Genomic DNA, 21,550 nt, shown 5'->3' on the forward strand with positions numbered 1-21,550 from the left:
CGGCCGCCAGTTGCCCAACCCGATCGGCCACCCCTTAGCCGGTGACTTCGCGACAGGACGTACCACTCGGCAGATCCGAGATAACGCTTCGACGGATGCAGACGAGCATCTCGTGAGCATCCCTCTCGAAGTCGTAATCCACAGCGACGATCTCGGTTTCGACACCGTCGGCATGCAGCGCCCTCCGGAGCGCATCAAGATGCTCGTACCGCTGGTGCGTTACATGGGAGACCAAGGGAAAGATCCGTAACTCTTTCCGCGCCACGCGGAGCAGCTCACGAAGGAACTGCAGGTGAGTCGCTTGATCGAACCGATCGCCGTAGGTGAACAGGAGGTGCGACGACAGGACCAGATCGAAAGAACAGTCGCCGAAAGGCAGATCAGGAAGTGCTGCAACGACATACGAGTCAGGATTCTCCGCCACATCCCTGACGAAGTCATCAGACGCCTCCAGGCGATGACTCAAATGATGATCGGCATCGGTAAAGAATTGGCCGGCGAATTGTTCGGGATGCGCTCGGACGTACTCGTTCCCGCGAACGGCCTCGGCTCGCGCATTCGCCACGGTTCCGGCCATATCGTCATATGCCACATCGCAGGCCGTCACGGCAGTTCCACGCTCTCTGGCAACGGCACTGAACGACGCGGCACCTGCCGGGCAATCCAGAATTTTTCCAGCAAGATCGGCATCGGAGATGGCGAACATCGCGACATACTCGACGAAGGATCTGGAGGTGACAAGCATGTCGCCGATTCCGGAATTGATCATAGGTTTCTCTCGAGCGCTCACAGCAGCGAGACTAGCCTCACTCATGGCAGCATGAGTTCATGCCAGTCATCGAGTCGAGTGTCGAGATCCCGGTAAGCACCCACATCGCCTTCGCTGTCTCTCAAACCACAGGCACGACTCGATTGCTGTGGGATCCGTTCATCGCATCGCAGAAGTTTCTGGACGGAGCCGACGAACCCGCGCGTAGTGTTCGGACGCTCACCCATCACCATTGGCATCTGAAAATGATCAGCCAATACGTCTCTTACAATCCTCCGACCAATGTCGGGATGAAGATGATCGAAGGACCCTGGTTTCTCGAGAATCTAGCTGCCGGATGGCGCTTCGTACCAGTGGACGGCGATAGCAACAGAACTGTCGCGACGTGGCGTTACAGCTTTACCTGCCGACCGGCGTGGCTTGCTCCGATCGCCGAACGGATTGGACTGCACGTTCTCGGCCGCGATATCGAAAGGCGTATCAGCGGATTCGCGAAAGGATGCTCGAATCCCGAAGTGCTGGCTGCACTCGAAAGCTAACGTAGCGAACACCCTCGACTTCAGTCCATTCCCGCCAGACGTAGCAAGGCTGTCGATGCTGCCGCACCCACGACAACCACCACGAAAGGTGCACGCCGCCAGATCAACACACCCGCCACCGCGACGCCGAGCACCCGTGCCCACCCGGCAAACCCGTCGCCGGAGTACACCGTCTGAGTTGCGGCCAACGAGACCAGCAAGGCTGTGGCGCCCAATCCGAGCATTCGCACGGACCGGGGACTGAGATGTATCCGCTCACGCAACAACGGACCGGTGACACGAAACCCGAACGTGCCCAACGCAATCAGGCCGATAGTCCACCAACTCATCGGTTTCGTCCCGCTGCGATCAGGCCCAGCAATCCGGCGACGACGCCGAGTCCGGCTGGCAGTACAGGCGTGAGCACCACCGCAATTACCGCCCCCAGCAAAGCAACTCGGCGATCCACCCGAGTGCGCCACGCCCCTGCAGTGAGCGCGAGGAGCGCTGCGGGAAATGCCGCATCGATACCGAGCGCGTTGGGATCACCCAGAAAATTCCCACCCACTGCACCGATCGCGGTGCCGACATTCCAGGCCAGGAACAGCGTGATCCCAGCCGCGAAGAACGTTTTCCGTGCGCGGGCAACATCACCATGAGAAGCAAGTTCTGCTGTAGTGAAGGCGGTGGCCTCATCGGTCATCAGGTGAGCGCCGAAAATACGCGAAGGCCAACTGCCTCGCAGAACGTCGGCGAGCACCAGCCCGTACGGCAAGTGGCGGGCGTTGAGAAGTAGTCCACCGAAGACAACGGCGGCGGGGGCTGCACCTGCAACCACCGCCGCCACTACCAGAAACTGAGCTCCGCCCGCGTAGACGACCGCGGAGAGAACGAGAACCTGCGGCAGCGACACGCCCGCTGCTACCGCAACCGCTCCGAACGACGCACCGACCAATGCCATCGCCAACCCCAACGGGAGTAGAGCAGCTAGGGATTGACGATCAGGCACCGAGACAGATTACCGCCTCGGGAAAATCACCAACCGCGCTCAGCGAGACGGTGACCAACCGGCAGTTCCTCGACGTTGATGCCGACCATAGCTTCGCCCAGTCCACGGGAAACCTTGGCGAGCACGTCCGGGTCGTCGAAGAACGTGGTGGCCTTGACGATTGCCTCGGCACGCTGCTGCGGGTTACCCGACTTGAAGATTCCCGAACCGACGAACACGCCTTCGGCGCCGAGCTGCATCATCATCGCAGCGTCGGCGGGGGTGGCGATGCCACCGGCGGTGAACATGGTGACGGGGAGCTTTCCGGCCTTGGCAACCTCGACGACCAACTCGTACGGAGCCTGCAGTTCCTTTGCCGCAACGTACAGTTCGTCTTCGCTCATCGAGGTGAGACGACGGATCTCGCCGCGGATGGTCCGCATGTGAGTGGTGGCGTTGGAGACATCGCCGGTGCCGGCCTCACCCTTGGAGCGGATCATGGCCGCGCCTTCGTTGATGCGACGCAGTGCTTCACCCAAGTTGGTGGCGCCACAAACGAAGGGAGCGGTGAACTTCCACTTGTCGATGTGGTTGGCATAGTCGGCCGGGGTGAGAACCTCGGACTCGTCAATGTAGTCGACGCCGAGGCTCTGCAGGATCTGCGCTTCGACGAAGTGACCGATACGTGCCTTGGCCATGACCGGGATACTGACAGTGGCAATGATGCTGTCGATCATGTCGGGGTCACTCATGCGCGAGACGCCGCCCTGAGCACGGATGTCTGCGGGGACCCGCTCGAGTGCCATGACGGCAACGGCGCCGGCGTCTTCGGCGATCTTGGCCTGCTCAGCGGTGACCACGTCCATGATCACACCGCCCTTGAGCATTTCAGCCATGCCGCGCTTGACGCGCGCAGTGCCGACGGCAGTTACGGGGGCAGAACTGGGGGTGCTCACAGCAAACTCCTGCAGTAGTGGCGTGATGATCGAACGCCAAAACTCTAGAACGAACCGGACCTTAAATCCGTAGCCAATTTCGCTTTGCTGGCCTTAAATCGCCAGAGCGGTGAGATCAACGAATAGAACGTACGGCCGGGTCTTCGGTTCCGTCTGCAATAGTCGCAGCTTCTGCAAGCAGATTTGCCAGGTCAAGCGGGTAAACAGGTTCCCCGGATTTGGAAAGTTCCCGGATGTCATCGGCGCTACACCAACGGAAGCCGGAAATTGCTCGCTGCTCCAACTCGGTGTGGCCCTTGAATACGGGCGTGAAACCGTGTGTGCGCGTGGTGAAGAAGAGCTCTTCGCTTCGGATTAACTCCCCGTCGAACGGGAAAATTGCGACGCGACGCCACAGTGGACCCCGAAGGTCCTCTCCCGTGACAACCAATCCAGTTTCCTCGGCGATTTCACGAACTGCAGCCGCGCGGAGGTGCTCACCACGCTCCAATCCCCCGCCCACCGTGAACCAGAAATGCGAGTTCGGAATCTGCGGATCGTGTCCGCGAAGCAGCAGCACCCGGTCCAGCTCGTCGAGCAGAACGACGCGCGCCGAGGTTCGTGACGTGTCGACGGTAATTCCCTCGGGCACCGCAGCCGCCGTCGTCCGCTCGGAGATCTCGAAATACTGTGGCAGCGGTGCTGTTCCACCAAGGTGGAGCCAGCGGACAAGCCTTCGGGTTCGAAGCGCGAGAGTGTCGCGGACGGCGTCGTTGTGGAAACGACGTGCAATCAGTACCCGAGCCTCGGCGTCCGCCAACTCGGCAACAAGCTGGGGCCGCAGAGACGTAGTTCCATAGGCAGCCAAAGCGTTGGAGAGCTTGTTCTCCGCCAGCTCTCGGTCCGGCCGATCAGCCCGCTCGGCCGCGTCAGCCAAGGTCACGAACCTTCGGGCGTCATCAGCGCTCATGTCGACGGCAGCGGCACGAACCACGGCAGCACGCCGCGACAACGCTGCATCGAGCGCCAGCCACGACTGGTCTGAACGGACATGCAGTCGGTCCAGCCGGTTAGCCGTCCCGTAGGCCCACAGCCCGATGACCAGAACAATGGCGGCAACGAGTCCGAGGACAAAAATTGTGAGTGCAGAGAAAGTCACGATCCCACCACACGCACGCCGGTACCGCCCACCGTCACTGTCTCGTACACACGAAGAATCTGCTCAGCAACAACCGGCCAGTCATATTCGGAGACAACAGCGGTCGCCGTATTGACCAATGCCCGCCGCCGGTCCGGATCACCGAGAACCGAGTCGATCGCCTCCGCGAGAGCATCAGAATTCCCGATCGGAACCAACAATCCGGCTTGACCGTCACGCAGTACCCGGCGGAATGCGTCGAGCTCGCTGGCTACCACGGCAGTACCGGCAGCCATCGCCTCGACCAACACGATTCCGAAGCTCTCCCCACCCAGGTTCGGCGCGCAGTACACGTCGACGCTACGAAGCGCCGACGCCTTCTCCTCGTCACTGACCTGGCCGAGGAGACGCAAATGCTTGAAGTACTTGCCGGCATCCTTGCGAAGTTTTTCCTCGTCCCCGCGCCCCACCACAATGACTTCGAGGTCGGGATAGCGCTCGACCAGCGTCGGCAATGCACCGAGCAGCACGGCCATCCCCTTGCGTGGTTCGTCGTAGCGACCGAGGAACAGGACCGTCCCACCTTCACGCGGATAACCCGGTAGGAGTGCCGCGTTGGCAAACGCGGAAACATCGACGCCGTTCGGGATCTCTACAGCATCGGATCCGAGAGATTCGACCTGCCAGCGACGCGCCAACTCCGAGACTGCAATGCGTCCGCTGATCTTTTCCAGGTACGGAGCCAGAACACCTTGAAAGGTGCTCAGTGCCAATGATTTTGTCGTCGACGTGTGGAATGTGGCAACGATGGGTCCTTCGGCGATACGCAACGCCAGCATCGACAAGCTGGGTGCGTTCGGTTCATGGATGTGCAGGACGTCGAAGTCACCGTCGGCAATGAACTTACGCAGTCGCGCATTGGCGGTAGGACCGAAAGACAAACGAGCTACCGAACCGTTGTACGGAATCGCGACAGCCTTACCGGCGGAGACAACGAAGTTCGGCAGTTCGTCGTCGTCCGACGACGGCGCCAGGACACTGACCTTGTGGCCACGTTCGATCAGAACCTCGGCCAGGTCCACCACGTGCGCCTGCACCCCACCGGGTACGTCGAACGAATACGGGCAGATCATGCCGATTTTCATTCACCCTCCATACGGGCGAGCCGCGATTCGGAGAGGTCGGAACGCCAGAGCGGTTGCAACATGTGCCAATCCGCCGGGTGGGCCGCAATATTGATCGCAAACTGGTCTGCGAGCGCCTGAGTAGCCGGGCCGACTCCGCCGGACACGTCGATGGGCGGATCGACCTTGAATCCCCAACCGTCGGGTGTGAACCAGCAGTGGACGGGAAGCAGATGGGCACCGGTGTCGATGGCCAGTTTTGCCGGACCGGCCGGCATCCGGGTCGGTTCACCGAAGAAATTGACGGGCACACCGTGCTTCGCCAAGTCCCGCTCGCCGAGTAGGCAGACGATCCGGTTGTCCCGCAACCGCTTCGCGAGCTCCACGAACGGCGGCTGCTCGCCGCCGCTGAGCGGAAACACCTCGAATCCGAGGCTCTCTCGGTAGTCGACAAATCGTTGATACAGCGATTCCGGCTTCAAACGTTCTGCGACAGTGGAGAAGCCGTTCCAGTACTGGGCACACCAGACCCCCGCCATATCCCAGTTCCCGCTGTGAGGCAGAGCCAGGATGGCACCGTTGCCGGCTGCGATCGCCGCCTCGAGGTGTTCCTTCCCTTCGATCAGCGAATCCAGCGACTTACCCGTTTCCACAAGATCCATCGACGGTAGACGGAACGCCTCACGCCAGTACCGTGCGTATGAGCGCATCGAGTCCTTGATCAACTGATCCGGGACGTTCTCGGGAGTTGTGCCGAGCACGCGAGCCAAGTTGCGACGCAACTGTTCCGGTCCACCCTTTCGGACCGCAAAATCAGCGCCGGCGTCAAAAAGCTTGACTGCCACCGACTCCGGAAGACTGCGAACCAGGCGCCAACCAGCGGCGTAACCCAGATCGGTAGCGCGCTCGGCAACACTCACTTGTCGGACTCACCTTCAGTCTTGGGTGCCGGCGGTGTGATCGGCAGAAGCTCCCGAGCCCCCGGCGAATTCCGCACCGCGAGCACCCGCTGGAAAACTGTCACGATACTGCCCGCAGCGAGAACCCACATGGCGATGTGGATTGCCCAGGGCAATCCGAGTCCTGTGAGACCGGCACCCGCGAGCACGATGACCAGCCGGTCCGGACGCTCGATCCAGCCGCCGTCCGCAGTCAGTCCACTCGCTTCGGCGCGAGCCTTCGCGTAGGAAATGACCTGCGACGTGACGAGGCAGATGAGCGTCGCCACCAACAGCCATTTGTTGTTCTCGTGGTACACCGCCCACCACGCCAAGCCGGCGAAGATCGCGCCGTCGGCAACTCGGTCACACGTGGCGTCGAGAACCGCGCCGTAGCGCGTTCCGCCGCCACGCGCACGGGCCATCGCACCGTCCAACATGTCGAACATGACAAAGAACCAGATGAAGATAGTTCCCCAGAACAAGTGTCCGGACGGGAACAGCGTCACCGCACCGGCAACCGTCGCGACCGTTCCGATGATTGTCACGGCATCGGGGGTCAAACCGGTCTTGATCAGCGCTTGACCCATCGGTGCCGTCACCTTGGACACCGATGCTCGTCCGAAGATACTCAGCACCGAACAGCCCCTTCTCGCGACAAATTGTCAGTCATTCCAGGCCCGTGCCAGTAGCCCTCGGGTGTCACGCAACAGCTGCGGCATGACCTTCACCCCACTCAGAACGGTAATGAAGTTGGCGTCACCGCCCCAGCGAGGAACCACATGCTGATGCAGATGCTCGGCCAGCGACCCACCGGCCGCGGCACCGAGGTTGAGGCCGACGTTGAAACCATGTGGGTTGGACACCCGCTTGATCACGCGCAGCGCCTGCTGGGTGAACGCCATCAACTCGGCGCTTTCCTCCGGCGTCAAATCCTCGAGTGCTGCGACCTTGCGGTACGGAACCACCATCAGGTGGCCCGGATTGTACGGGTACAGGTTCAAAACCGCATACACGTGTTCGCCGCGCGCGACGATCAATCCCTCTTCGTCAGCCATCTTGGGAATCTCGATGAACGGTTCGTTGGGTACGCCCGGCGTCTTGGGTGCCTCCGCGATGTAAGACATGCGGTGCGGCGACCAAATACGTTGCAGATGATCGGGATCGCCGACGCCGTGGTCGATCAGCGAACCCGGGCCATCGTCATCCGGCGTTGTCATGGCGCCACACTTGGCTGCACCAGTTCGGCAGTCGGAGAAGCATTTTCGCGGCGCGCAATCCATTCGGTGATGATTCGAACTGCGTCGTCGACAGGGATACCGTTGATCTGGGTGCCGTCGCGGAAACGGAAGCTGACAGCGCCGGCTTCCACGTCACGCTCGCCTGCGAGGAGCATGAACGGAACCTTCTGCGTGGTGTGGTTGCGGATCTTCTTCTGCATCCGGTCGTCGCTGAAATCGACCTCGGCGCGCACGCCGGCCGACTTGAGCTTCTTGGTGACGTCGAAGAGATGATCGGCGAAGGCCTCGGCCACCGGGATTCCGACAACCTGCACGGGAGCCAGCCAGGCCGGGAAAGCACCGGCGTAATGCTCGGTCAACACACCGAAGAACCGCTCGATCGAGCCGAACAGCGCACGGTGAATCATGACCGGACGGGTCTTGACGCCGTCGTTGCCGGTGTATTCGAGGTCGAAACGCTCCGGCAGGTTGAAGTCGAGCTGAATGGTGGACATCTGCCAGGTGCGGCCGAGCGCGTCCTTGACCTGAACCGAGATCTTGGGGCCGTAGAACGCAGCTCCGCCCGGGTCCGGAACCAACGTCAGACCGGAAGCCTGACCGACCTCGGCCAGTGTCGCGGTTGCTTCTTCCCAAACCTCGTCGCTGCCGACGAACTTGTCCGGGTTCTTGGTGGACAGCTCGAGGTAGAAGTCGTCGAGACCGTAGTCCTTGAGCAGTGCGAGAACGAACTGCAGGGTGGTGGTGAGCTCGTCGCGCATCTGCTCACGGGTGCAGTAGATGTGCGCGTCGTCCTGAGTCATGCCACGCACGCGAGTCAGACCGTGAATGACACCGGACTTCTCGTAGCGGTACACGGAACCGAATTCGAAGAGCCGCAACGGCAATTCTCGGTACGAGCGGCCACGCGCACGGAAGATCAGGTTGTGCATCGGGCAGTTCATCGGCTTGAGGTAGTAATCCTGGCCCGGCTTACGCACGGTGCCGTCCTCGTTCAATTCCTCGTCGACGTGCATCGCCGGGAACATTCCGTCCTTGTACCAGTCAAGATGACCGGAAACCTCGTACAGATGTCCCTTGGTGATGTGCGGGGTGTTGACGAACTCGTAGCCGGCCTCGATATGACGGCTACGTGAGTAGTTCTCCATCTCGGTGCGGATGATTCCGCCCTTGGGGTGGAAGACCGGCAGGCCGGAGCCCAACTCGTCAGGGAAGCTGAATAGGTCAAGCTCGGTACCGAGCTTGCGGTGATCGCGACGCTCGGCCTCGGCGAGGAGTTCGAGGTACTGATCCTGCGCTTCGGTGGACTCCCAGGCGGTGCCGTAGACACGCTGAAGATCAGCGTTGTCCTGGTTGCCGCGCCAGTATGCCGCAGAACTGCGGGTCAGCTTGAAAGCGGGGATGTGCTTGGTGGTCGGGATGTGCGGACCACGGCACAGATCGGACCAGATGGTGTCGCCGGTACGCGGATCGAGATTGTCGTAGATGGTCAGCTCGTTGCCGCCCACCTCCATGACCTCGGGGTCGTCGATGCCGGACTTGTCGTTGATGAGCTCGAGCTTGAACGGCTCGTTCGCCAACTCGGCCTGCGCGTCCTCGATCGAGTCGACAACACGACGCGAGAATCGCTGCGATCCTTTGATGATCTGCTTCATCCGCTTTTCGAGCTTGGTCAGATCTTCCGGGGTGAACGGACGATCGACCGCGAAGTCGTAGTAGAAGCCGTCGGTGATCGGCGGGCCGATGCCCAGCTTCGCGTCGGGGAATTCCTTCTGCACTGCCTGCGCCAGAACGTGAGCAGCCGAGTGGCGGATAACGCTGCGGCCGTCGTCGGTGGACGCGGCAACCGGTTCGACCTCGACATCGACGTCAGGAGTCCACGAAAGGTCCTTGAGCGTGCCTTCACTGTCACGAACAACAACGATGACGTCCGGGCCCTTAGTGGGGAATCCTGCTTCACGAACCGCTGTCCCGGCGGTCGTCCCCGCGGGCACCCGAAGTGGGGCGGCTGAGTGCTCTGGCGCGGGACTGGTCACGGCGATGTGCTCCTAATGTATTTGCGGCAAGTAAGACGTGCGTATCGCTCGATGAGGACGCGCGCACGATCATGTTATCGGCCCCGCCGTACCGACGAGTCAACCGAGTGAAGTTAACAAGCGACTTTCACGTCAGAGAGGTGACTCGAGCCACGAGTAGTCCAGACCGACCCACGTTCCGAGCAGGTGGAAGGTGCCGAGAACCCACAGAGTTGCCATCACGACCACGGTGGTGAACAAAACGCCTAGACCTTTGACGATCAAGGACTGCTTGCCGAACCACGTCATGAATCGGTCGTAGCGCGCTTTGGCGAAATGCAGGAGCCTATGAGCCCAAGCGAACTCCGACGCGAGTATTCCGAGGCCGGCAAAGACAATGAGCCAGCCCGGTCCCGGGTACGGAATGGTGACGACGCCGACTGCGAGCACGATCAGGCCGATAACTCCCACGCCGATTCGGTACGCGAGGTTCAAACTCGGACGAGCTGCGATATGCGCCCGCCACCGATGCCAGCGGGACTCGGCTTCCTGGAAGGGCGACAGATCGGAATCGTCGACGTGAGTGTCGACCTCTTCGGTACTCAACGTCCCTCACCTATTTCCGTCACGTATGTGTGTGTCAGCAACCAGGCTACCGAAACGTCCTCTCCGACTTGCAGTCGAAAGAACACCCGGAGACGACTGAAGGCGTCCCCGTAATCGGGAACGCCTTCAGTTCCTCCTGTGGTCCCGGCTGGGATCGAACCAGATGTTATATACCTGCTCGGAGCAGCTAACCATAAGGTCAGAGGCGCCGAGGAGTGCCACACCGTGCCTAGATATGCCAACTTCTGACACTCTAGGTCCCACAGAGGGCCCACGAAATCAAGGAAAACAGCTGCATGGCCAGAAAAGTCTTCGGACGTATTGAAAAGTTGCCGTCAGGCCGGTATCGAGCCCGCCACCCCAACCCCACTCCGGGGAGCGCGGAACGTATCCCGGCACCCAGCACGTTCAGCACGAAAGGCGCGGCACAGACCTGGCTGAACACGCGGCAGGATGCAATCGCCGGGGGCACCTGGGTACACCCAGATGACGCTGCCGTGGCACGTCAAGCTACTCAGGCCGAGGATGCACGTAAAGCTGTCGCGTTCGGTGTGTACGCCGAAAAATGGGTCGCCACCAGGACCAATAGCACGGGCGAGCCGCTACGCCCCTGCTCTTACTCGAGTGCATCGTCGACTGTCACGAAAGGGGTTCTGCGATCACCAATTCTCGGCCAGCGCCCGCTGATATCGCTTTGGCGATCACGGCCGCCACGGTAACCGCCCCAGACCCGCCGCGAAGCACGTTGCTCACCAAGCCCCGACTTCACTCTGTTCACAAGTTGCCTCTCACCTCCGGAGCTGTCACGGATAACCACGGTCGAGACTGGGTACCACGACGACGTACGCCTCCTGTTTCAGGAGGGAAATGCACACTGAGTGACGGGATGCGCGTAGGCGGTCATACGTCGAACATCAACGTTCCGAATTCGGTACCACAATGCCGAACCCGAAAGTCGCAACCCGGAGCAGTTGAAGCACATCGCGCTCGACACCCCACATCATTTGACAAGTGTTGTCGGACCACCAGCGGCATCACCTATCGAGATGGAGTGAAAATGAAAAGAACCATCGCAACGATCGCGATTGCCGGCGCACTAGTGGCCACGGCAGCCTGCGGAAACGACGACGCAGAAACAGACGTGGACAACGACACCACCAGCGAAGTGACTATGCAAACACCGACTACAACGGCACCGAATCAGAGTTCGACGGTGGAGTCAACGGACGACCTGGGAAGAATTGACCAAGCGAAACTCGCCACGTTTGTCGTCGCGTTTCGTACCGGCTACTCGGAACTTGCTCAAGACCGCGACGATGCGAGTATCGAAGAGATCGTCCTGGAGTCTTGCCAGGACATCGCTGCCGGTGCGGATGAGCAACAAGTCACCGAAGAGATTCGGAACCTCGCTGCTCACAATGGCAACGAGCCGACAATGGACCAGGCCGAACGGATCTATGACATGGTGACGCCGGCCTGTCCGTGATTGATCCGCGGGTGCGCAACTGCAGGGCTTGGGCGTGAGATCCAGCGACTGTCGAGCTGAGTCCACGTATGCCAGATTCTCGGGCAATAGTCTTTTCAGCCGGCCGAATCACCCGCAGTTGGTCAACTAGATGCGCCCTCACTGTCGTCGAGAAGGACCAGTTGTCGCCATGACGTACTTTCGTGCCACCCGAGCGCGGAATTGTCTGCGCGGACGTCGACAAACCTTGCGTGTATGTCTTCCGCACGGTCGATGTTGCGCGTGTCGGTCACATTTCCTGCGTGATCAATCACTCCCTGTGTAGCCATTGCAGGTGGTGTGCCCGCCGACTGTTCCTTAATCGCCGCAGCGAACCACTCGTCAACCTCGCAGTGCCCGGGACCCGACCAGGCGGGCTCCTCAATTGAACGGTGGATTCTGCGAATATGGCGCCGTTGTCGATGGGGCACAGTTCCTTCGATTCAAAGGCAAGTATCAAGGTCGGTGGACTTCAATCCGATTCGGGGCGGAAAGAATGGCGCCCTTCGGATTCCGACAACGCCAGGATCGGCCATGTGCATGAGCCCGATCGACCAGCAGTGGGTCCTCTCAAGCGTCGACTTCCATGGTGCGTGACGATATTGCGCTACTTGGGTAGTTGAGTATGTACTGGAAAGTCACGGACAACAGGTCGCCTGTATTTTGTAATGTTCTGCAGGGCAAGCAGTTTGATGAACCAAACCAGCTTCCGAGTGCCGAGGCGGCTGGAGAGGTTTGACGCAAAGGAACAGGGGTAGCCGATTCGCAAGGCGGCACACACGTCGCCCCCACGAGACTGATTTCGATTCGGGCGGTCATTGTCGAACAAGCTCCGATCGGACCATAGGTAAGGAGCACGGGCGTGAGAGCAGTGACCTGGCAGGGAAAAAGACATGTCAGTGTCGATACCGTTCCGGATCCGGAGATCCGCGTGCCGACCGATGCGATCGTCGAACTTACTACGACCAATATCTGCGGATCCGACCTCCACCTCTACGAAGTGCTCGGCGCGTTCATGAACGCCGGGGACATACTCGGGCACGAGCCGATGGGCGTTGTGCGTGAGGTGGGCGACGCGGTCAACGGACTGCACGAAGGCGACCGAGTGGTCATCCCATTTCAGATTGCCTGCGGCAGGTGCTACATGTGTCACGCCGGTCTGCCGACGCAGTGCGAGACCACCCAGGTTCGAGATAAGGGTTCCGGCGCAGCACTGTTCGGATACTCCGCGCTCTACGGTCAGGTGCCAGGGGCGCAGGCTCAGTACCTGCGGGTACCGCACGCCCAGTACACCCACATCAAGGTTCCCGACGGTCCCCCCGACTCCCGTTTCGTCTATCTGTCCGACGTACTACCGACCGCATGGCAGGGCGTCGAGTACGCCTCCATTCCTGCCGGCGGCTCGGTGGCTGTGCTGGGGCTGGGGCCGATCGGCGACATGGCGGCACGTATCGCCTCGCACCGGGGAGCCAGGGTGATCGCTATCGATCTGGTGCCCGAGCGACTCGAGCGTGCGCGTGCCCGCGGAATCGAGGTGCTCGATTCGAGCCAGGTGGACAATCTCGGTGACGCAGTGCGAGAGATCACCGACGGTCGGGGTCCCGATTCGGTGATCGACGCCGTGGGGATGGAGGCACACGGCTCGCCCGGTGCCCGGCTGGTTCAGCAGGCCACGTCGCTGCTTCCCGATCGGATCGCCGGGCCACTGATGACCCATGCCGGTATTGACCGTCTCCAGGCTCTGCATTCGGCTATCGACATCGTCCGACGCGGCGGCACCATCTCTCTGCTCGGCGTTTACGGAGGGATGACAGATCCACTACCTATGCTCACCCTGTTCGACAAGCAAATCCAACTGCGCATGGGACAGGCAAATGTGAAGCGGTGGGCGGACGACATCATGCCACTTCTGACCGACGACGACCCACTCGGTGTCGACTCCTTCGCCACCCATGAGCTACCACTCGAAAGTGCCCCCCAGGCGTACGAAATCTTTCAAAAGAAGCAGGACGGTGCCATCAAAATCCTACTGAAACCGTAACTCCCAGGACGGTATTCATGTTTTCGCTGCGATCCTCCCCGTCGCCGCCACCCGCTCCTTGTAGGCCTGAATCCTGCCTGCTGCGGTCGAGACCAGGATCGGGCGCGCACCCGCGTTGACCACCGCCCGCCACGGCTCGGTCAGCTCGACCTGCTCGACACCCTCCGACGCGACCAGAGATGCGATCGTCTTGTCTCGAAGCTCCGTTTCGACTGCGCCCTCCCATCACTTCCCGGCGCGTCCTACAAATCCGCCTACCCGGAATACGCCGGGGTAACCGCCTAAGCGCTGGGGGCACGCCGTGAGCCTTGAGCCACTACCGATTGGTCGGGGGCAAGTCTGCCGCTGCCGAAGTGATTACCGCGCATCGAAGGACGGCTTGTGTCAAAACTCGAGACGAACGGATACATCACTGTCGCAGCGGAGAATTCACGGAGGTGAGACCCGCCGCACATGATCCGCCTACCGGCTGTCCCTCGCCGGAGGTGGACGGCAGGGAAAGTGCATCGCGTCGGTTCGATGCGCACCCACCGGCGCGCCGCGGTCACAGGTTTCGTGCCGGTGGGTTCACCCCAACTCACACAAAGCCCCCACTTCCCCCCTGATTTTGGTTTCAACGGGACATCGCATCACCTCGAACACACGCATCACCTCGAACACACCCAGTGCGGGAAATGCGGAGTATGAACAACTTTCGCCAGGTCCATGTATCTTGTCCGTGCGCGTCACGGACAATAGCCAACGCAGCATTTTCCCGAGGTAACACATCGCCGCGCGCGACGACAATCTCATTCTCTTCGGCAGCTTCGAGACAGGGTCCATGCCCAGCGCGATATTGAAGCGCGATACTGGAGGTTGTCGGTCTCATGGACCGTTTACACCGTGCACGCCACGGTTTCCGGGTTCCTTCGCCATCGACTACCGAAACTCCGGCCATGGCGGCATCACATCGAGTTGCGCTCGTCGGCAGCTTCGTCGAAACCTTCGCGCCTATGTGGGGCCCCCTGTCTGGGCATTTCACAACTGCAAAGGTTTTCCTACACTGGAAGAGTCGCGGTTAGACGCCCTGAACCCCGGACGTCGATCGTGAAGCCTCCGTCGAGTCACCCCGGCCCGATGGAGGCGCCCTGTACGGGCCCCGATCATCTTCCTCGGGTGTGGGGCTCGTCGGCCGCGGGTAGATGACGGTCAAACGTTCTCGACAGCAGTGCTGTGGACGAGTTGACTGGTGCTGGAGGCGTGACCAATCAAGAGCGGTCAGACTCACCACGTTTGTCTCTCACCGCACTGCCGCCCGCTTCGGCACATTCTTCCGAAGTAGTGCGGGCGGCCGCACCGAGGGATCACAGAGAACAGGACATGGTCATGAGCATGGGAAAGAAAATCCAGCACAAGGTCGAAACCGCGGAAGGCGCCGCCAAGAAGGCTTTCGGCAAGGCCACCGGGAACGCCCACCTCGAAGCAGAGGGAAGCCAGGAACAGGCCAAGGGCAACGCCAAACAAATGGGCGACAAGCTCAAGGACGCTGGAAAGAAGATCAAGAACGCTTTCAAACACTGATCATTGTTCGGTGAGTCCGACCGAAACTCTGTGAAACCGGCTATTCGTTCGCCAGCAGCGGCCCCAGCGGTCCGAGGTCGATGTTCAGGTCCTCGGGCGTGAGATCGAAATGATCACGCAGCTCCGCCATTCGCTCCTCGAGCAGCATCAGCGTCGTGCCGATGCGTTCGATCTGCTCATCGCTGAGGTCCCCGTGCTCGACTCGGCGTAGCGCCTGCCGCTCCATCAACTGGCGTAGGAGCTCGACGATGGTGAGGACCAGTGCGACCAGCCCCTTCTCGACGGACTCTGGGTCGGCATCGATCCGTTGAGGCAGAACCCGCCGACCGACGTCGGTCGGCGCATCCGACTCGGGCTCGGGCTCAGTCATCGCTAGGCTCCTGACCGGCCGGGTCTGGGACGAGTGCGCTGACCGATGCGATGAGCGTGCGCAACGAGATTCGGACCATGTCGACGTCGGCGAGCGACAGAGTGATCTCACCGGTGATGACGACACCACCACCGAGCACTCGATCGAGCAGGTCGACGAGAGCGATGCGGCGCGTGTCGTCCGAAGGAACCATCTCGCTCATGGGCTCACTCGTCGATCCCGGCGAAGGAGTACGGCGGCCACGGTCCGGTCAGTTCCAGTGCGACGCCTGGGCGCTCGTCGTCGAGGGCCGCGACGAGCGCGGCGAAGTCGTCGACCCGCTCGGAGTCCACCAGGTAGGTGCCGTTGAAGATCATCCAGGCACGCTTGCCAGTGAGCACCGGATCGGTGACCTGTCGCCGGCGCCCGCCGACAGCATTCCCCAAGAGCGCCGAGTGAATCTCCTCCGCATGGCTCGCCGCCCTGCGTTCGACGTCTTGCTGCGCGCTCAACTCCGCACGACGGCGCAGTAGATACGCGGTCCCCTTTCCCCCCGCACCGGTCGGGGAAGGTTCCGCTTTCGCGTTCTGAGCCAAGGTCTTCGAGTCTGCGTACGCTTTCACGCCCCACTCGCTCCGTCCGGTCACCCTCCGCAACGTTGCCCTGAACTCCTCCCGTCGTTCGTCGAGGAGTAGACGAACCCGGTCGTCGTCGAGGTAGACAGTGGCCAATCGCAGTGGAACGGTGGGACCGCAGCGCACCATGGCGGCCACCACAGCGTCGTGTGCCCTCGCGGTCGTGGCCAGCCAGTCGAGGTCCTCGAGGTTGTGCTGCAGCGGTGCCTGCCCGAATTCGCTCAGGCTCACCGTCCCCACCACCGCGACGAGACCCGCCGACGCCACGGCCCGGACCGGCTCCCCGGCCACCCCAGAGACCCCGGCGAGTTGTGCGTCGCCGATGCTGTCGGTCGTGATGCCGTAAAGCCAGACACCGTCATCCGCGGTCATCGCCAGGCTCCTGCCGCTTCGCCTCCACCTCGATCGTTTCGGCGGCCTCGATGGCAGAATGCACCGACCTGTCGGACTCGAGTTCGGCGATCCGCTCCCGCAGCTTCCGATTCTCGAGTTCGACGTCACTGTTCCTGCCGGTCAGCCAAGGGTCATGCTCCCACCAATCGATGCCCACCTCCTTCGCGGTCTCCAGCGAGGCGATCACCAGTCGCACCTTGATGGTCAGCAGTTCGATGTCGAGCAGGTTGACTTGGATGTCCCCGGCGATCACGAGTCCCTTGTCGAGCACCCGCTCGAGGATCTCGCCGAGGTTCGTCGACTGGTGCCCGCCACCCAGTCCGCCGCCCGAGCTCTGCGGAAGGTTGCTCGCACCGCCACCGGCGATGGTCATGACAGCCCGCTCCCACTGTCACCGACACCCCGTACGTAGCGGCGAGTTCTGCGGTAGGACAACAGTTCTCCATCCAGATCCAACACCACCTCGTACAGTGCGAGCATGTCTGTCGACGACGGGATTCGCCGATCCTCGACTACCTCCACCTCCACCGTCCAGCCGTCGTCGGTCGGCATGACCGACGTCGCGCCCAACGGTTTCTTGCCGGTCAACTGTGCGATGTCACGCGTTGCTATCTCGGCGATCTCGGGTGCCGGCAACGGTGGCTCCTGTTCTGCCATCACCGATCACTCCTTCTCCGGAGTGGTGGTCTGCCCCGTCCCGGTCATTCGGTCGAGGATCGCCTGCTGAGCCTGCTCTTCCTCTTCGGCGGAGATCTCGCCCGTCGCGCGGGCGTCCTCCAACTCCTCGAGAGCGCGGCGCGCACTCGCGGGATTGTGGAGTTCGTCTTCGACCTGTCGCTGAATCAACTCGGCCAGCGATATCACCCCACGAACGGGAGCGAGTGGCAAGGTGGCGATGAACGACAGCAGACCCATCGGTCAGCCCTCCGGCTTCTGGGTCACCACGAAGTCGTAGGCGGCGAGAGGTCCGAGCAGGCGCATGTCGACCCGGCCGTCCCACTGCTCGGCCAGTTCCCCCACCGCCTTCTCGAGTTCTTCCTGCCGGGCCACCTCGACGAGAACGGCCACTTGCGCGGCCTCTTCCTCGTGAGTCGGTTCCCGTACGTTGACCGAATCGGACAGCGAGTCGAGTGCCTCGAGCACCTTGCGGGTGTCGGCGTCCCGCTTGGCGACGATGGCGTTGCTTACGATCTCGCCGAGCGCCATCCGGGCATCGCGGGTACTTTCCTCGGGCTGATCGCGGATCGCGCCGAGCAATTGGGCGGCTTGTTCGCTCTCGTCGATCACTTCACGAAGGATTGCCTGCTCGACGTACCGTCCCTTGACGACGTATTGGGCTCGACCTTCGAGTTCCTGCAGCGCCGCGGCGAACTCGTCGGCGTGTGCTGCGAGCAATTCCTTCTCGACAGACTCTTCATCGGTCATGACCGCACCGAAACGAAGTGGGAGTACGGGTGCCACACGAGATGTGCCGTCCAGTAGGTATGCATGGGCTTGCAGGTCCTCGGGTTTCCCGAGCGGTCTTTCCACCGAGATTTCGCTCACGAGTGCTGCGATGCCGCCGTGCTTGACGATGGTGACCGGGCCGTCACACACGCCGACCGCATCCTCTTCGGCTTCCATGTCCGCGGGCACGATGCCGTACACGTAGACACCGCTGGTGCGCGGTTCCTCGGGTGAATCGGTGCTCTGGTCTGACGTAGACATCATTGGTCCCCTCGAGTGGACTTTCGCGAAACCCGTTCGCGCTCAGGATCTTCCTGCCCTCCTCCGAGAATGTCGCCGAGTTTCTCACCAGCGGCCTCGAGCGCGCCCTTGGTTTTCGATTTGGCGCCGCCCTCGGTGACAGATCCGACCAGATCCGTCAGACCCTGCGGCTCACCACTGCCGACCTCGAGTCGGTTCGCGGCCTCCGCAAAACGCAGGTAGGTGTCGACGCTGGCGACGACGACGCGTGCGTCGATGGTCAACAGTTCGATGCCGACCAGGGAGACGCGTACATAGGCGTCGATTACCAGGCCCTTGTCGAGGATGGTGTCGATGACGTCGGCGAGGCTACTGGAACTGGGGCCGCCACTGACTCCGCCGCCTCCGCCCGCCGGTTGTATCGCCGTCATCGCTTTGCGCCCTGTCTGGAGCTGGCGGCCGCACTCTTACTCGATCGGCCACGCCGTTTCGGGGGTGCCGAGTTCTCATCGGCGGCTGCGGTCTTACGCGGAGGTCCGCGGCGTTTCGGCGGCGACGGGGCCTCCCCCTCGTCATCATCGTCATCATCGGCCGGCCCAGCCTCGTCCTCCGCGGTTTCCTCCGACTCCTCGTCGGCCTCGTCGGCCTCGTCGGCCTCTTCGAGTTCATCGGCCTCTTCGAGTTCGTCGGCCTCCTCGGGTTCGACCACCTCGCCGTCCCGGATCTCCCCACGCCAGCCCTCCACCTCGTCGGGATGGAGAACAGCCTGCGTCATGAGATGGCGTCCAAAGTGCTTCAACTCCAGACGAACTCGTCGCCCCGGAGCACGCCACAGGTTTCCCGTCTTCTCGAAAAGGCCCTTCGGGTGATACTCGAGTATCAAAATGATTCGAGTGAGATCGGGAGTCACCTCGTGGAACGTCACCGCGCCGTCGATAAAACCTTTGGCACCCTTCGAGCTCCACACGATCCGCTCATCGGGAACCTGCTCGATGATCGACGATTCCCAGGTTCGGTGCGACAGAAAGACCTGCGCCTTCCACTCGAGTTTCTCCTCCGATTCCTGCTCGACCCGCTCGACCTTCTTCATGAAGGAAGGAAAATCGGCGAACTGAGTCCATTGGTTGTAGACCAACTGGACCGGGGCGCCCACATCGATTGATTCGACGATATTGGTCAACTTGAGCTTCTTGCCCTTGCCGCCGCCCTTGCTCCCACCACCGGTGACAGCCTCCTTGACGTCGGAAGCCTTGTCCTTGACCATCTGCTTGGCACCCTCCCAGCCTCCGCTCACCGCAGATTTGATCGGTGACTCACCCTCTGTCTGCTTCTCGGACTTTTTCTCGGAACCGGTAACAGCCGAAATCAGTCCTCCACCGCCGCCCTCGGCGTAGTCGGCGAGCCTGCCCGATGCGTTCTGCACCTTGTCCGAGACCGACGAGAGTGCCTTGTCGGCCACCGTGCCGACCAGCCTCTGCACTGCACCCTGCAACACACCCGACGATCCCTGCCCGTCGCCCGATATGGATTCTCCTTGCTTGTTCGCGGCGTTCGTCATCGCTATCACCGTCCTCCTCGCCGGACGGGCGCAGAATCAGTCGTCGCCTTGGCCCGTGTCCGGCGACCGCGCGACGGAGCTTCTTCGTCATCCTCGTCAGATTTCGCGGGCCGCGACCTGCTGGTCGCCCCCGAGCTGTTGCCCGGTGTCCGCCGGCGCGCAGCGGGCCGCTTACGTGGCGCCGGTTCCTCGTCAGCGGCTTCTTCCTCGTCGGGCTCCTCGTACTCGTCTTCCTCGCCGTCGTCCGGCTCGTCCGGCTCTTCGTCGACTTCGGATTCGTCGTACTCGTCGTTCTGAGACCGACCGCGGCGCTTAGCACCGAGTTTTCCGACCTTGCTCAGCTTGCCTACCGTGTCGCCGATCCCGTCCACGGTGCCGTCCACGGTGTCGACGACTGCTCCACCGCCTGAGAGGAGTCGGTTGTTGAGCGAATCAATGCGCCGACTTGCGGCGGTAACCGCTGCGGCCTTCGCCGCGCTGACGAGCTCTTCCCGAACCGAGTCGCTGAACTTGGCGAACTCGGGGGAACCCGCGAGCATCTTGGTGCCGCGTTCGAGTAAGTTACGCGGCCCCCCGGGGAAGCGTCCGGTCGCCCCCGCACCGGCGAGCATCAGCGCCATCTTCATTCTGCGTGTGCGGCCCAGCACGTATCCCGCGCCGACGGCCAACGCCACCTGACCTTTGGTTTTCATCGTCGAACCCCTTTTGCCGAGTAGTCACAGGCGCGTCTCGTGCCAACGTCGCGGCATTGTGTCGCAGGTCCATGCTCGGGAATGTGTTCGCAAAACCGTGCGCGGTAAGGGAGGCGCCATTTTCGACTACCCACTCACAGCACACTCAACCAGCAGCCGACCCCTCGATTCGGCCAACTCCCGCGCGGCGACGGTGCGCAGTCGTTACCTGCCCGAAAAGCCTGGCCGGCGGCGATCCGCCAGTTGGCTGCTGTGATCTCCCAACCACGACAATTGTGACTTGTTGTGTCCCGGAGACGGTGACGGATTCATTTGCTCACCCCGACACAACGCCGGGGTAGCGCATTGGTGTGGAAGGCCCAAACATGTCGATTTTCTTGCTCGGCGCTTCCGTTGTCGACCGCGCCGAGCATCTAGGTATTTTTACGACAAAGTGTTGCTGCTCAACAACTCTCACTGGTCGTCATGTCACTCGGCACCGGACCGCACTGCTGCGACTACAGCCGCGACGACGAGTGCCAGTAGAAGAACCACGAGTAGTACCGGACCGAGTAGGAGTCCGAGGATCAGGAGCAGTGCGAGGGCGATCTTGGTCTTTCCGCTCAGTCCGGTCACCAGCGCTTTGATCGCGGCCCACGCAGGATTCTTGCCCGTCAGGATCGCCCGAATGCCTGCGAGGCCGGCTTTCATCCCCGGGCTGCGTGCGACACCGTCGACGAGCGTATCCATCCCATCCCGGATTTTCTGTTGAATTTTCCTCGTCACCGTCTCACCGCGGTCTCGCACCGCGTCCAGCTGTCGGCGAACGTAGGTTTTCAACCACTCGATGATCGCCTCAACCGACCGCGCCACTCGGCCGCGAG

26 protein-coding genes are annotated in these 21,550 nt (G+C 61.7%); 4 read left to right on the forward strand and 22 right to left on the reverse strand.

Going from position 1 to position 21,550, the window contains the following annotated elements; all coding sequences use genetic code 11:
• Positions 1–34: 34 nt before the first annotated feature.
• Positions 35–790 carry a methyltransferase domain-containing protein gene (locus MTX36_RS03820; protein ID WP_243618429.1) on the reverse strand — a complete coding sequence of 252 codons (756 nt, stop codon included), beginning with the start codon at positions 788–790 and terminating at the stop codon, positions 35–37.
• 38 nt (positions 791–828) lie between these two features.
• Here MTX36_RS03820 and MTX36_RS03825 point away from each other — a divergent pair, with 38 nt between their 5' ends.
• Positions 829–1,308: an SRPBCC family protein gene (locus MTX36_RS03825; protein WP_243618430.1), complete on the forward strand. Its 480-nt coding sequence runs from the start codon at positions 829–831 to the stop codon at positions 1,306–1,308.
• A gap of 20 nt (positions 1,309–1,328) precedes the next feature.
• On the opposite strand, the gene MTX36_RS03830 is transcribed toward MTX36_RS03825, so the two are convergent.
• The 10 genes from MTX36_RS03830 to MTX36_RS03875 form a co-directional block, all read right to left on the reverse strand.
• Positions 1,329–1,637: an AzlD domain-containing protein gene (locus MTX36_RS03830; protein ID WP_243618431.1), complete on the reverse strand. Its 309-nt coding sequence runs from the start codon at positions 1,635–1,637 to the stop codon at positions 1,329–1,331.
• The gene (locus MTX36_RS03835) at positions 1,634–2,296 is read right to left on the reverse strand and encodes an AzlC family ABC transporter permease (protein ID WP_243618432.1); all 663 of its coding nucleotides are present in this window, start codon (positions 2,294–2,296) and stop codon (positions 1,634–1,636) included. The genes MTX36_RS03830 and MTX36_RS03835 overlap by 4 nt, the downstream gene beginning before the upstream one ends.
• A 26-nt stretch (positions 2,297–2,322) precedes the next feature.
• Positions 2,323–3,231, reverse strand: coding sequence for a pyridoxal 5'-phosphate synthase lyase subunit PdxS (gene pdxS, locus MTX36_RS03840; protein WP_308198184.1), 909 nt, complete (start codon positions 3,229–3,231; stop codon positions 2,323–2,325).
• Positions 3,232–3,346: 115 nt separating this feature from the next.
• Complete coding sequence (locus MTX36_RS03845) at positions 3,347–4,369, reverse strand: NUDIX domain-containing protein (RefSeq protein WP_243618433.1); 1,023 nt, start codon at positions 4,367–4,369, stop codon at positions 3,347–3,349.
• Complete coding sequence (locus tag MTX36_RS03850; protein ID WP_243618434.1) at positions 4,366–5,493, reverse strand: glycosyltransferase family 4 protein; 1,128 nt, start codon at positions 5,491–5,493, stop codon at positions 4,366–4,368. The genes MTX36_RS03845 and MTX36_RS03850 overlap by 4 nt, the downstream gene beginning before the upstream one ends.
• Entirely contained in the window at positions 5,490–6,392 is a 903-nt protein-coding gene (locus MTX36_RS03855) for a phosphatidylinositol mannoside acyltransferase (RefSeq protein WP_243618435.1), read from the reverse strand. Before MTX36_RS03855 ends, MTX36_RS03850 begins: the two co-directional genes overlap by 4 nt.
• Positions 6,389–7,048, reverse strand: coding sequence for a phosphatidylinositol phosphate synthase (gene pgsA, locus MTX36_RS03860; RefSeq protein ID WP_308198185.1), 660 nt, complete (start codon positions 7,046–7,048; stop codon positions 6,389–6,391). Before pgsA ends, MTX36_RS03855 begins: the two co-directional genes overlap by 4 nt.
• A gap of 27 nt (positions 7,049–7,075) precedes the next feature.
• Entirely contained in the window at positions 7,076–7,630 is a 555-nt protein-coding gene (locus MTX36_RS03865) for an HIT domain-containing protein (protein WP_243618436.1), read from the reverse strand.
• On the reverse strand, positions 7,627–9,684 hold the full coding sequence (gene thrS, locus MTX36_RS03870) for a threonine--tRNA ligase (RefSeq protein WP_243618437.1): 2,058 nt from the start codon (positions 9,682–9,684) through the stop codon (positions 7,627–7,629). The genes MTX36_RS03865 and thrS overlap by 4 nt, the downstream gene beginning before the upstream one ends.
• Positions 9,685–9,816: 132 nt before the next feature.
• Positions 9,817–10,227 carry a TIGR02611 family protein gene (locus MTX36_RS03875; protein WP_243618640.1) on the reverse strand — a complete coding sequence of 137 codons (411 nt, stop codon included), beginning with the start codon at positions 10,225–10,227 and terminating at the stop codon, positions 9,817–9,819.
• Positions 10,228–11,326: 1,099 nt separating this feature from the next.
• On the opposite strand from MTX36_RS03875, the gene MTX36_RS03880 reads away from it, so the two are divergent.
• From MTX36_RS03880 to MTX36_RS03895, 3 genes are all read left to right on the forward strand, one after another.
• Entirely contained in the window at positions 11,327–11,755 is a 429-nt protein-coding gene (locus MTX36_RS03880) for a hypothetical protein (protein WP_243618438.1), read from the forward strand.
• An 880-nt stretch (positions 11,756–12,635) separates the two neighbouring features.
• Positions 12,636–13,814, forward strand: coding sequence for a zinc-dependent alcohol dehydrogenase (locus MTX36_RS03885; protein WP_243618439.1), 1,179 nt, complete (start codon positions 12,636–12,638; stop codon positions 13,812–13,814).
• Between the two features lie 1,365 nt (positions 13,815–15,179).
• Positions 15,180–15,374 (forward strand): CsbD family protein, encoded by a 195-nt coding sequence (locus MTX36_RS03895; RefSeq protein WP_243618440.1) that lies wholly within the window; start codon positions 15,180–15,182, stop codon positions 15,372–15,374.
• A gap of 40 nt (positions 15,375–15,414) precedes the next feature.
• On the opposite strand, the gene MTX36_RS03900 is transcribed toward MTX36_RS03895, so the two are convergent.
• The 11 genes from MTX36_RS03900 to MTX36_RS03950 all read right to left on the reverse strand — a co-directional run bounded on the left by MTX36_RS03900 (position 15,415) and on the right by MTX36_RS03950 (position 21,416).
• On the reverse strand, positions 15,415–15,744 hold the full coding sequence (locus MTX36_RS03900) for a gas vesicle protein K (protein ID WP_094272925.1): 330 nt from the start codon (positions 15,742–15,744) through the stop codon (positions 15,415–15,417).
• Entirely contained in the window at positions 15,737–15,946 is a 210-nt protein-coding gene (locus tag MTX36_RS03905) for a gas vesicle protein (RefSeq protein ID WP_094272926.1), read from the reverse strand. The genes MTX36_RS03900 and MTX36_RS03905 overlap by 8 nt, the downstream gene beginning before the upstream one ends.
• Before the next feature lie 4 nt (positions 15,947–15,950).
• A complete protein-coding gene (locus MTX36_RS03910) occupies positions 15,951–16,730 on the reverse strand; it encodes a GvpL/GvpF family gas vesicle protein (RefSeq protein ID WP_243618441.1) in 780 nt (259 codons plus the stop codon).
• Entirely contained in the window at positions 16,717–17,124 is a 408-nt protein-coding gene (locus MTX36_RS03915) for a gas vesicle protein (RefSeq protein ID WP_243618442.1), read from the reverse strand. Before MTX36_RS03915 ends, MTX36_RS03910 begins: the two co-directional genes overlap by 14 nt.
• The gene (locus MTX36_RS03920; protein WP_243618443.1) at positions 17,121–17,408 is read right to left on the reverse strand and encodes a gas vesicle protein; all 288 of its coding nucleotides are present in this window, start codon (positions 17,406–17,408) and stop codon (positions 17,121–17,123) included. Before MTX36_RS03920 ends, MTX36_RS03915 begins: the two co-directional genes overlap by 4 nt.
• Before the next feature lie 6 nt (positions 17,409–17,414).
• Positions 17,415–17,666 (reverse strand): gas vesicle protein GvpG, encoded by a 252-nt coding sequence (locus MTX36_RS03925; protein ID WP_243618444.1) that lies wholly within the window; start codon positions 17,664–17,666, stop codon positions 17,415–17,417.
• A 3-nt stretch (positions 17,667–17,669) separates the two neighbouring features.
• Positions 17,670–18,458, reverse strand: a complete 789-nt coding sequence (locus tag MTX36_RS03930; RefSeq protein ID WP_243618445.1) for a GvpL/GvpF family gas vesicle protein — start codon at positions 18,456–18,458, stop codon at positions 17,670–17,672.
• The gene (gene gvpJ / locus MTX36_RS03935) at positions 18,458–18,868 is read right to left on the reverse strand and encodes a gas vesicle protein GvpJ (RefSeq protein WP_243618446.1); all 411 of its coding nucleotides are present in this window, start codon (positions 18,866–18,868) and stop codon (positions 18,458–18,460) included. Before gvpJ ends, MTX36_RS03930 begins: the two co-directional genes overlap by 1 nt.
• Positions 18,865–19,995 carry an SRPBCC family protein gene (locus MTX36_RS03940; RefSeq protein WP_243618447.1) on the reverse strand — a complete coding sequence of 377 codons (1,131 nt, stop codon included), beginning with the start codon at positions 19,993–19,995 and terminating at the stop codon, positions 18,865–18,867. The genes gvpJ and MTX36_RS03940 overlap by 4 nt, the downstream gene beginning before the upstream one ends.
• Positions 19,996–20,000: 5 nt before the next feature.
• The gene (locus MTX36_RS03945; protein ID WP_243618448.1) at positions 20,001–20,687 is read right to left on the reverse strand and encodes a hypothetical protein; all 687 of its coding nucleotides are present in this window, start codon (positions 20,685–20,687) and stop codon (positions 20,001–20,003) included.
• Positions 20,688–21,155: 468 nt separating this feature from the next.
• On the reverse strand, positions 21,156–21,416 hold the full coding sequence (locus MTX36_RS03950; protein ID WP_243618449.1) for a hypothetical protein: 261 nt from the start codon (positions 21,414–21,416) through the stop codon (positions 21,156–21,158).
• Positions 21,417–21,550: the final 134 nt, after the last annotated feature.

The organism is Rhodococcus sp. ARC_M6, assembly GCF_022810305.1.
Taxonomy (GTDB): domain Bacteria; phylum Actinomycetota; class Actinomycetes; order Mycobacteriales; family Mycobacteriaceae; genus Rhodococcus_F.

Bases quoted from the DNA above. Each gene is read 5' to 3' on its own strand.
- MTX36_RS03825 (WP_243618430.1), top strand. From the start codon at position 829: ATGCCAGTCATCGAGTCGAGTGTCGAGATCCCGGTAAGCACCCACATC.
- MTX36_RS03880 (WP_243618438.1), top strand. From the start codon at position 11,327: ATGAAAAGAACCATCGCAACGATCGCGATTGCCGGCGCACTAGTGGCC.
- MTX36_RS03950 (WP_243618449.1), bottom strand. From the start codon at position 21,416: ATGGATACGCTCGTCGACGGTGTCGCACGCAGCCCGGGGATGAAAGCC.
- MTX36_RS03850 (WP_243618434.1), bottom strand. From the start codon at position 5,493: ATGAAAATCGGCATGATCTGCCCGTATTCGTTCGACGTACCCGGTGGG.
- MTX36_RS03920 (WP_243618443.1), bottom strand. From the start codon at position 17,408: ATGGCAGAACAGGAGCCACCGTTGCCGGCACCCGAGATCGCCGAGATA.
- MTX36_RS03830 (WP_243618431.1), bottom strand. From the start codon at position 1,637: ATGAGTTGGTGGACTATCGGCCTGATTGCGTTGGGCACGTTCGGGTTT.
- MTX36_RS03895 (WP_243618440.1), top strand. From the start codon at position 15,180: ATGAGCATGGGAAAGAAAATCCAGCACAAGGTCGAAACCGCGGAAGGC.
- MTX36_RS03940 (WP_243618447.1), bottom strand. From the start codon at position 19,995: ATGACGAACGCCGCGAACAAGCAAGGAGAATCCATATCGGGCGACGGG.
- MTX36_RS03915 (WP_243618442.1), bottom strand. From the start codon at position 17,124: ATGACCATCGCCGGTGGCGGTGCGAGCAACCTTCCGCAGAGCTCGGGC.
- MTX36_RS03910 (WP_243618441.1), bottom strand. From the start codon at position 16,730: ATGACCGCGGATGACGGTGTCTGGCTTTACGGCATCACGACCGACAGC.
- MTX36_RS03865 (WP_243618436.1), bottom strand. From the start codon at position 7,630: ATGACAACGCCGGATGACGATGGCCCGGGTTCGCTGATCGACCACGGC.
- MTX36_RS03925 (WP_243618444.1), bottom strand. From the start codon at position 17,666: ATGGGTCTGCTGTCGTTCATCGCCACCTTGCCACTCGCTCCCGTTCGT.
- gvpJ (WP_243618446.1), bottom strand. From the start codon at position 18,868: ATGACGGCGATACAACCGGCGGGCGGAGGCGGCGGAGTCAGTGGCGGC.
- MTX36_RS03900 (WP_094272925.1), bottom strand. From the start codon at position 15,744: ATGACTGAGCCCGAGCCCGAGTCGGATGCGCCGACCGACGTCGGTCGG.
- MTX36_RS03945 (WP_243618448.1), bottom strand. From the start codon at position 20,687: ATGAAAACCAAAGGTCAGGTGGCGTTGGCCGTCGGCGCGGGATACGTG.
- MTX36_RS03905 (WP_094272926.1), bottom strand. From the start codon at position 15,946: ATGAGCGAGATGGTTCCTTCGGACGACACGCGCCGCATCGCTCTCGTC.
- MTX36_RS03930 (WP_243618445.1), bottom strand. From the start codon at position 18,458: ATGTCTACGTCAGACCAGAGCACCGATTCACCCGAGGAACCGCGCACC.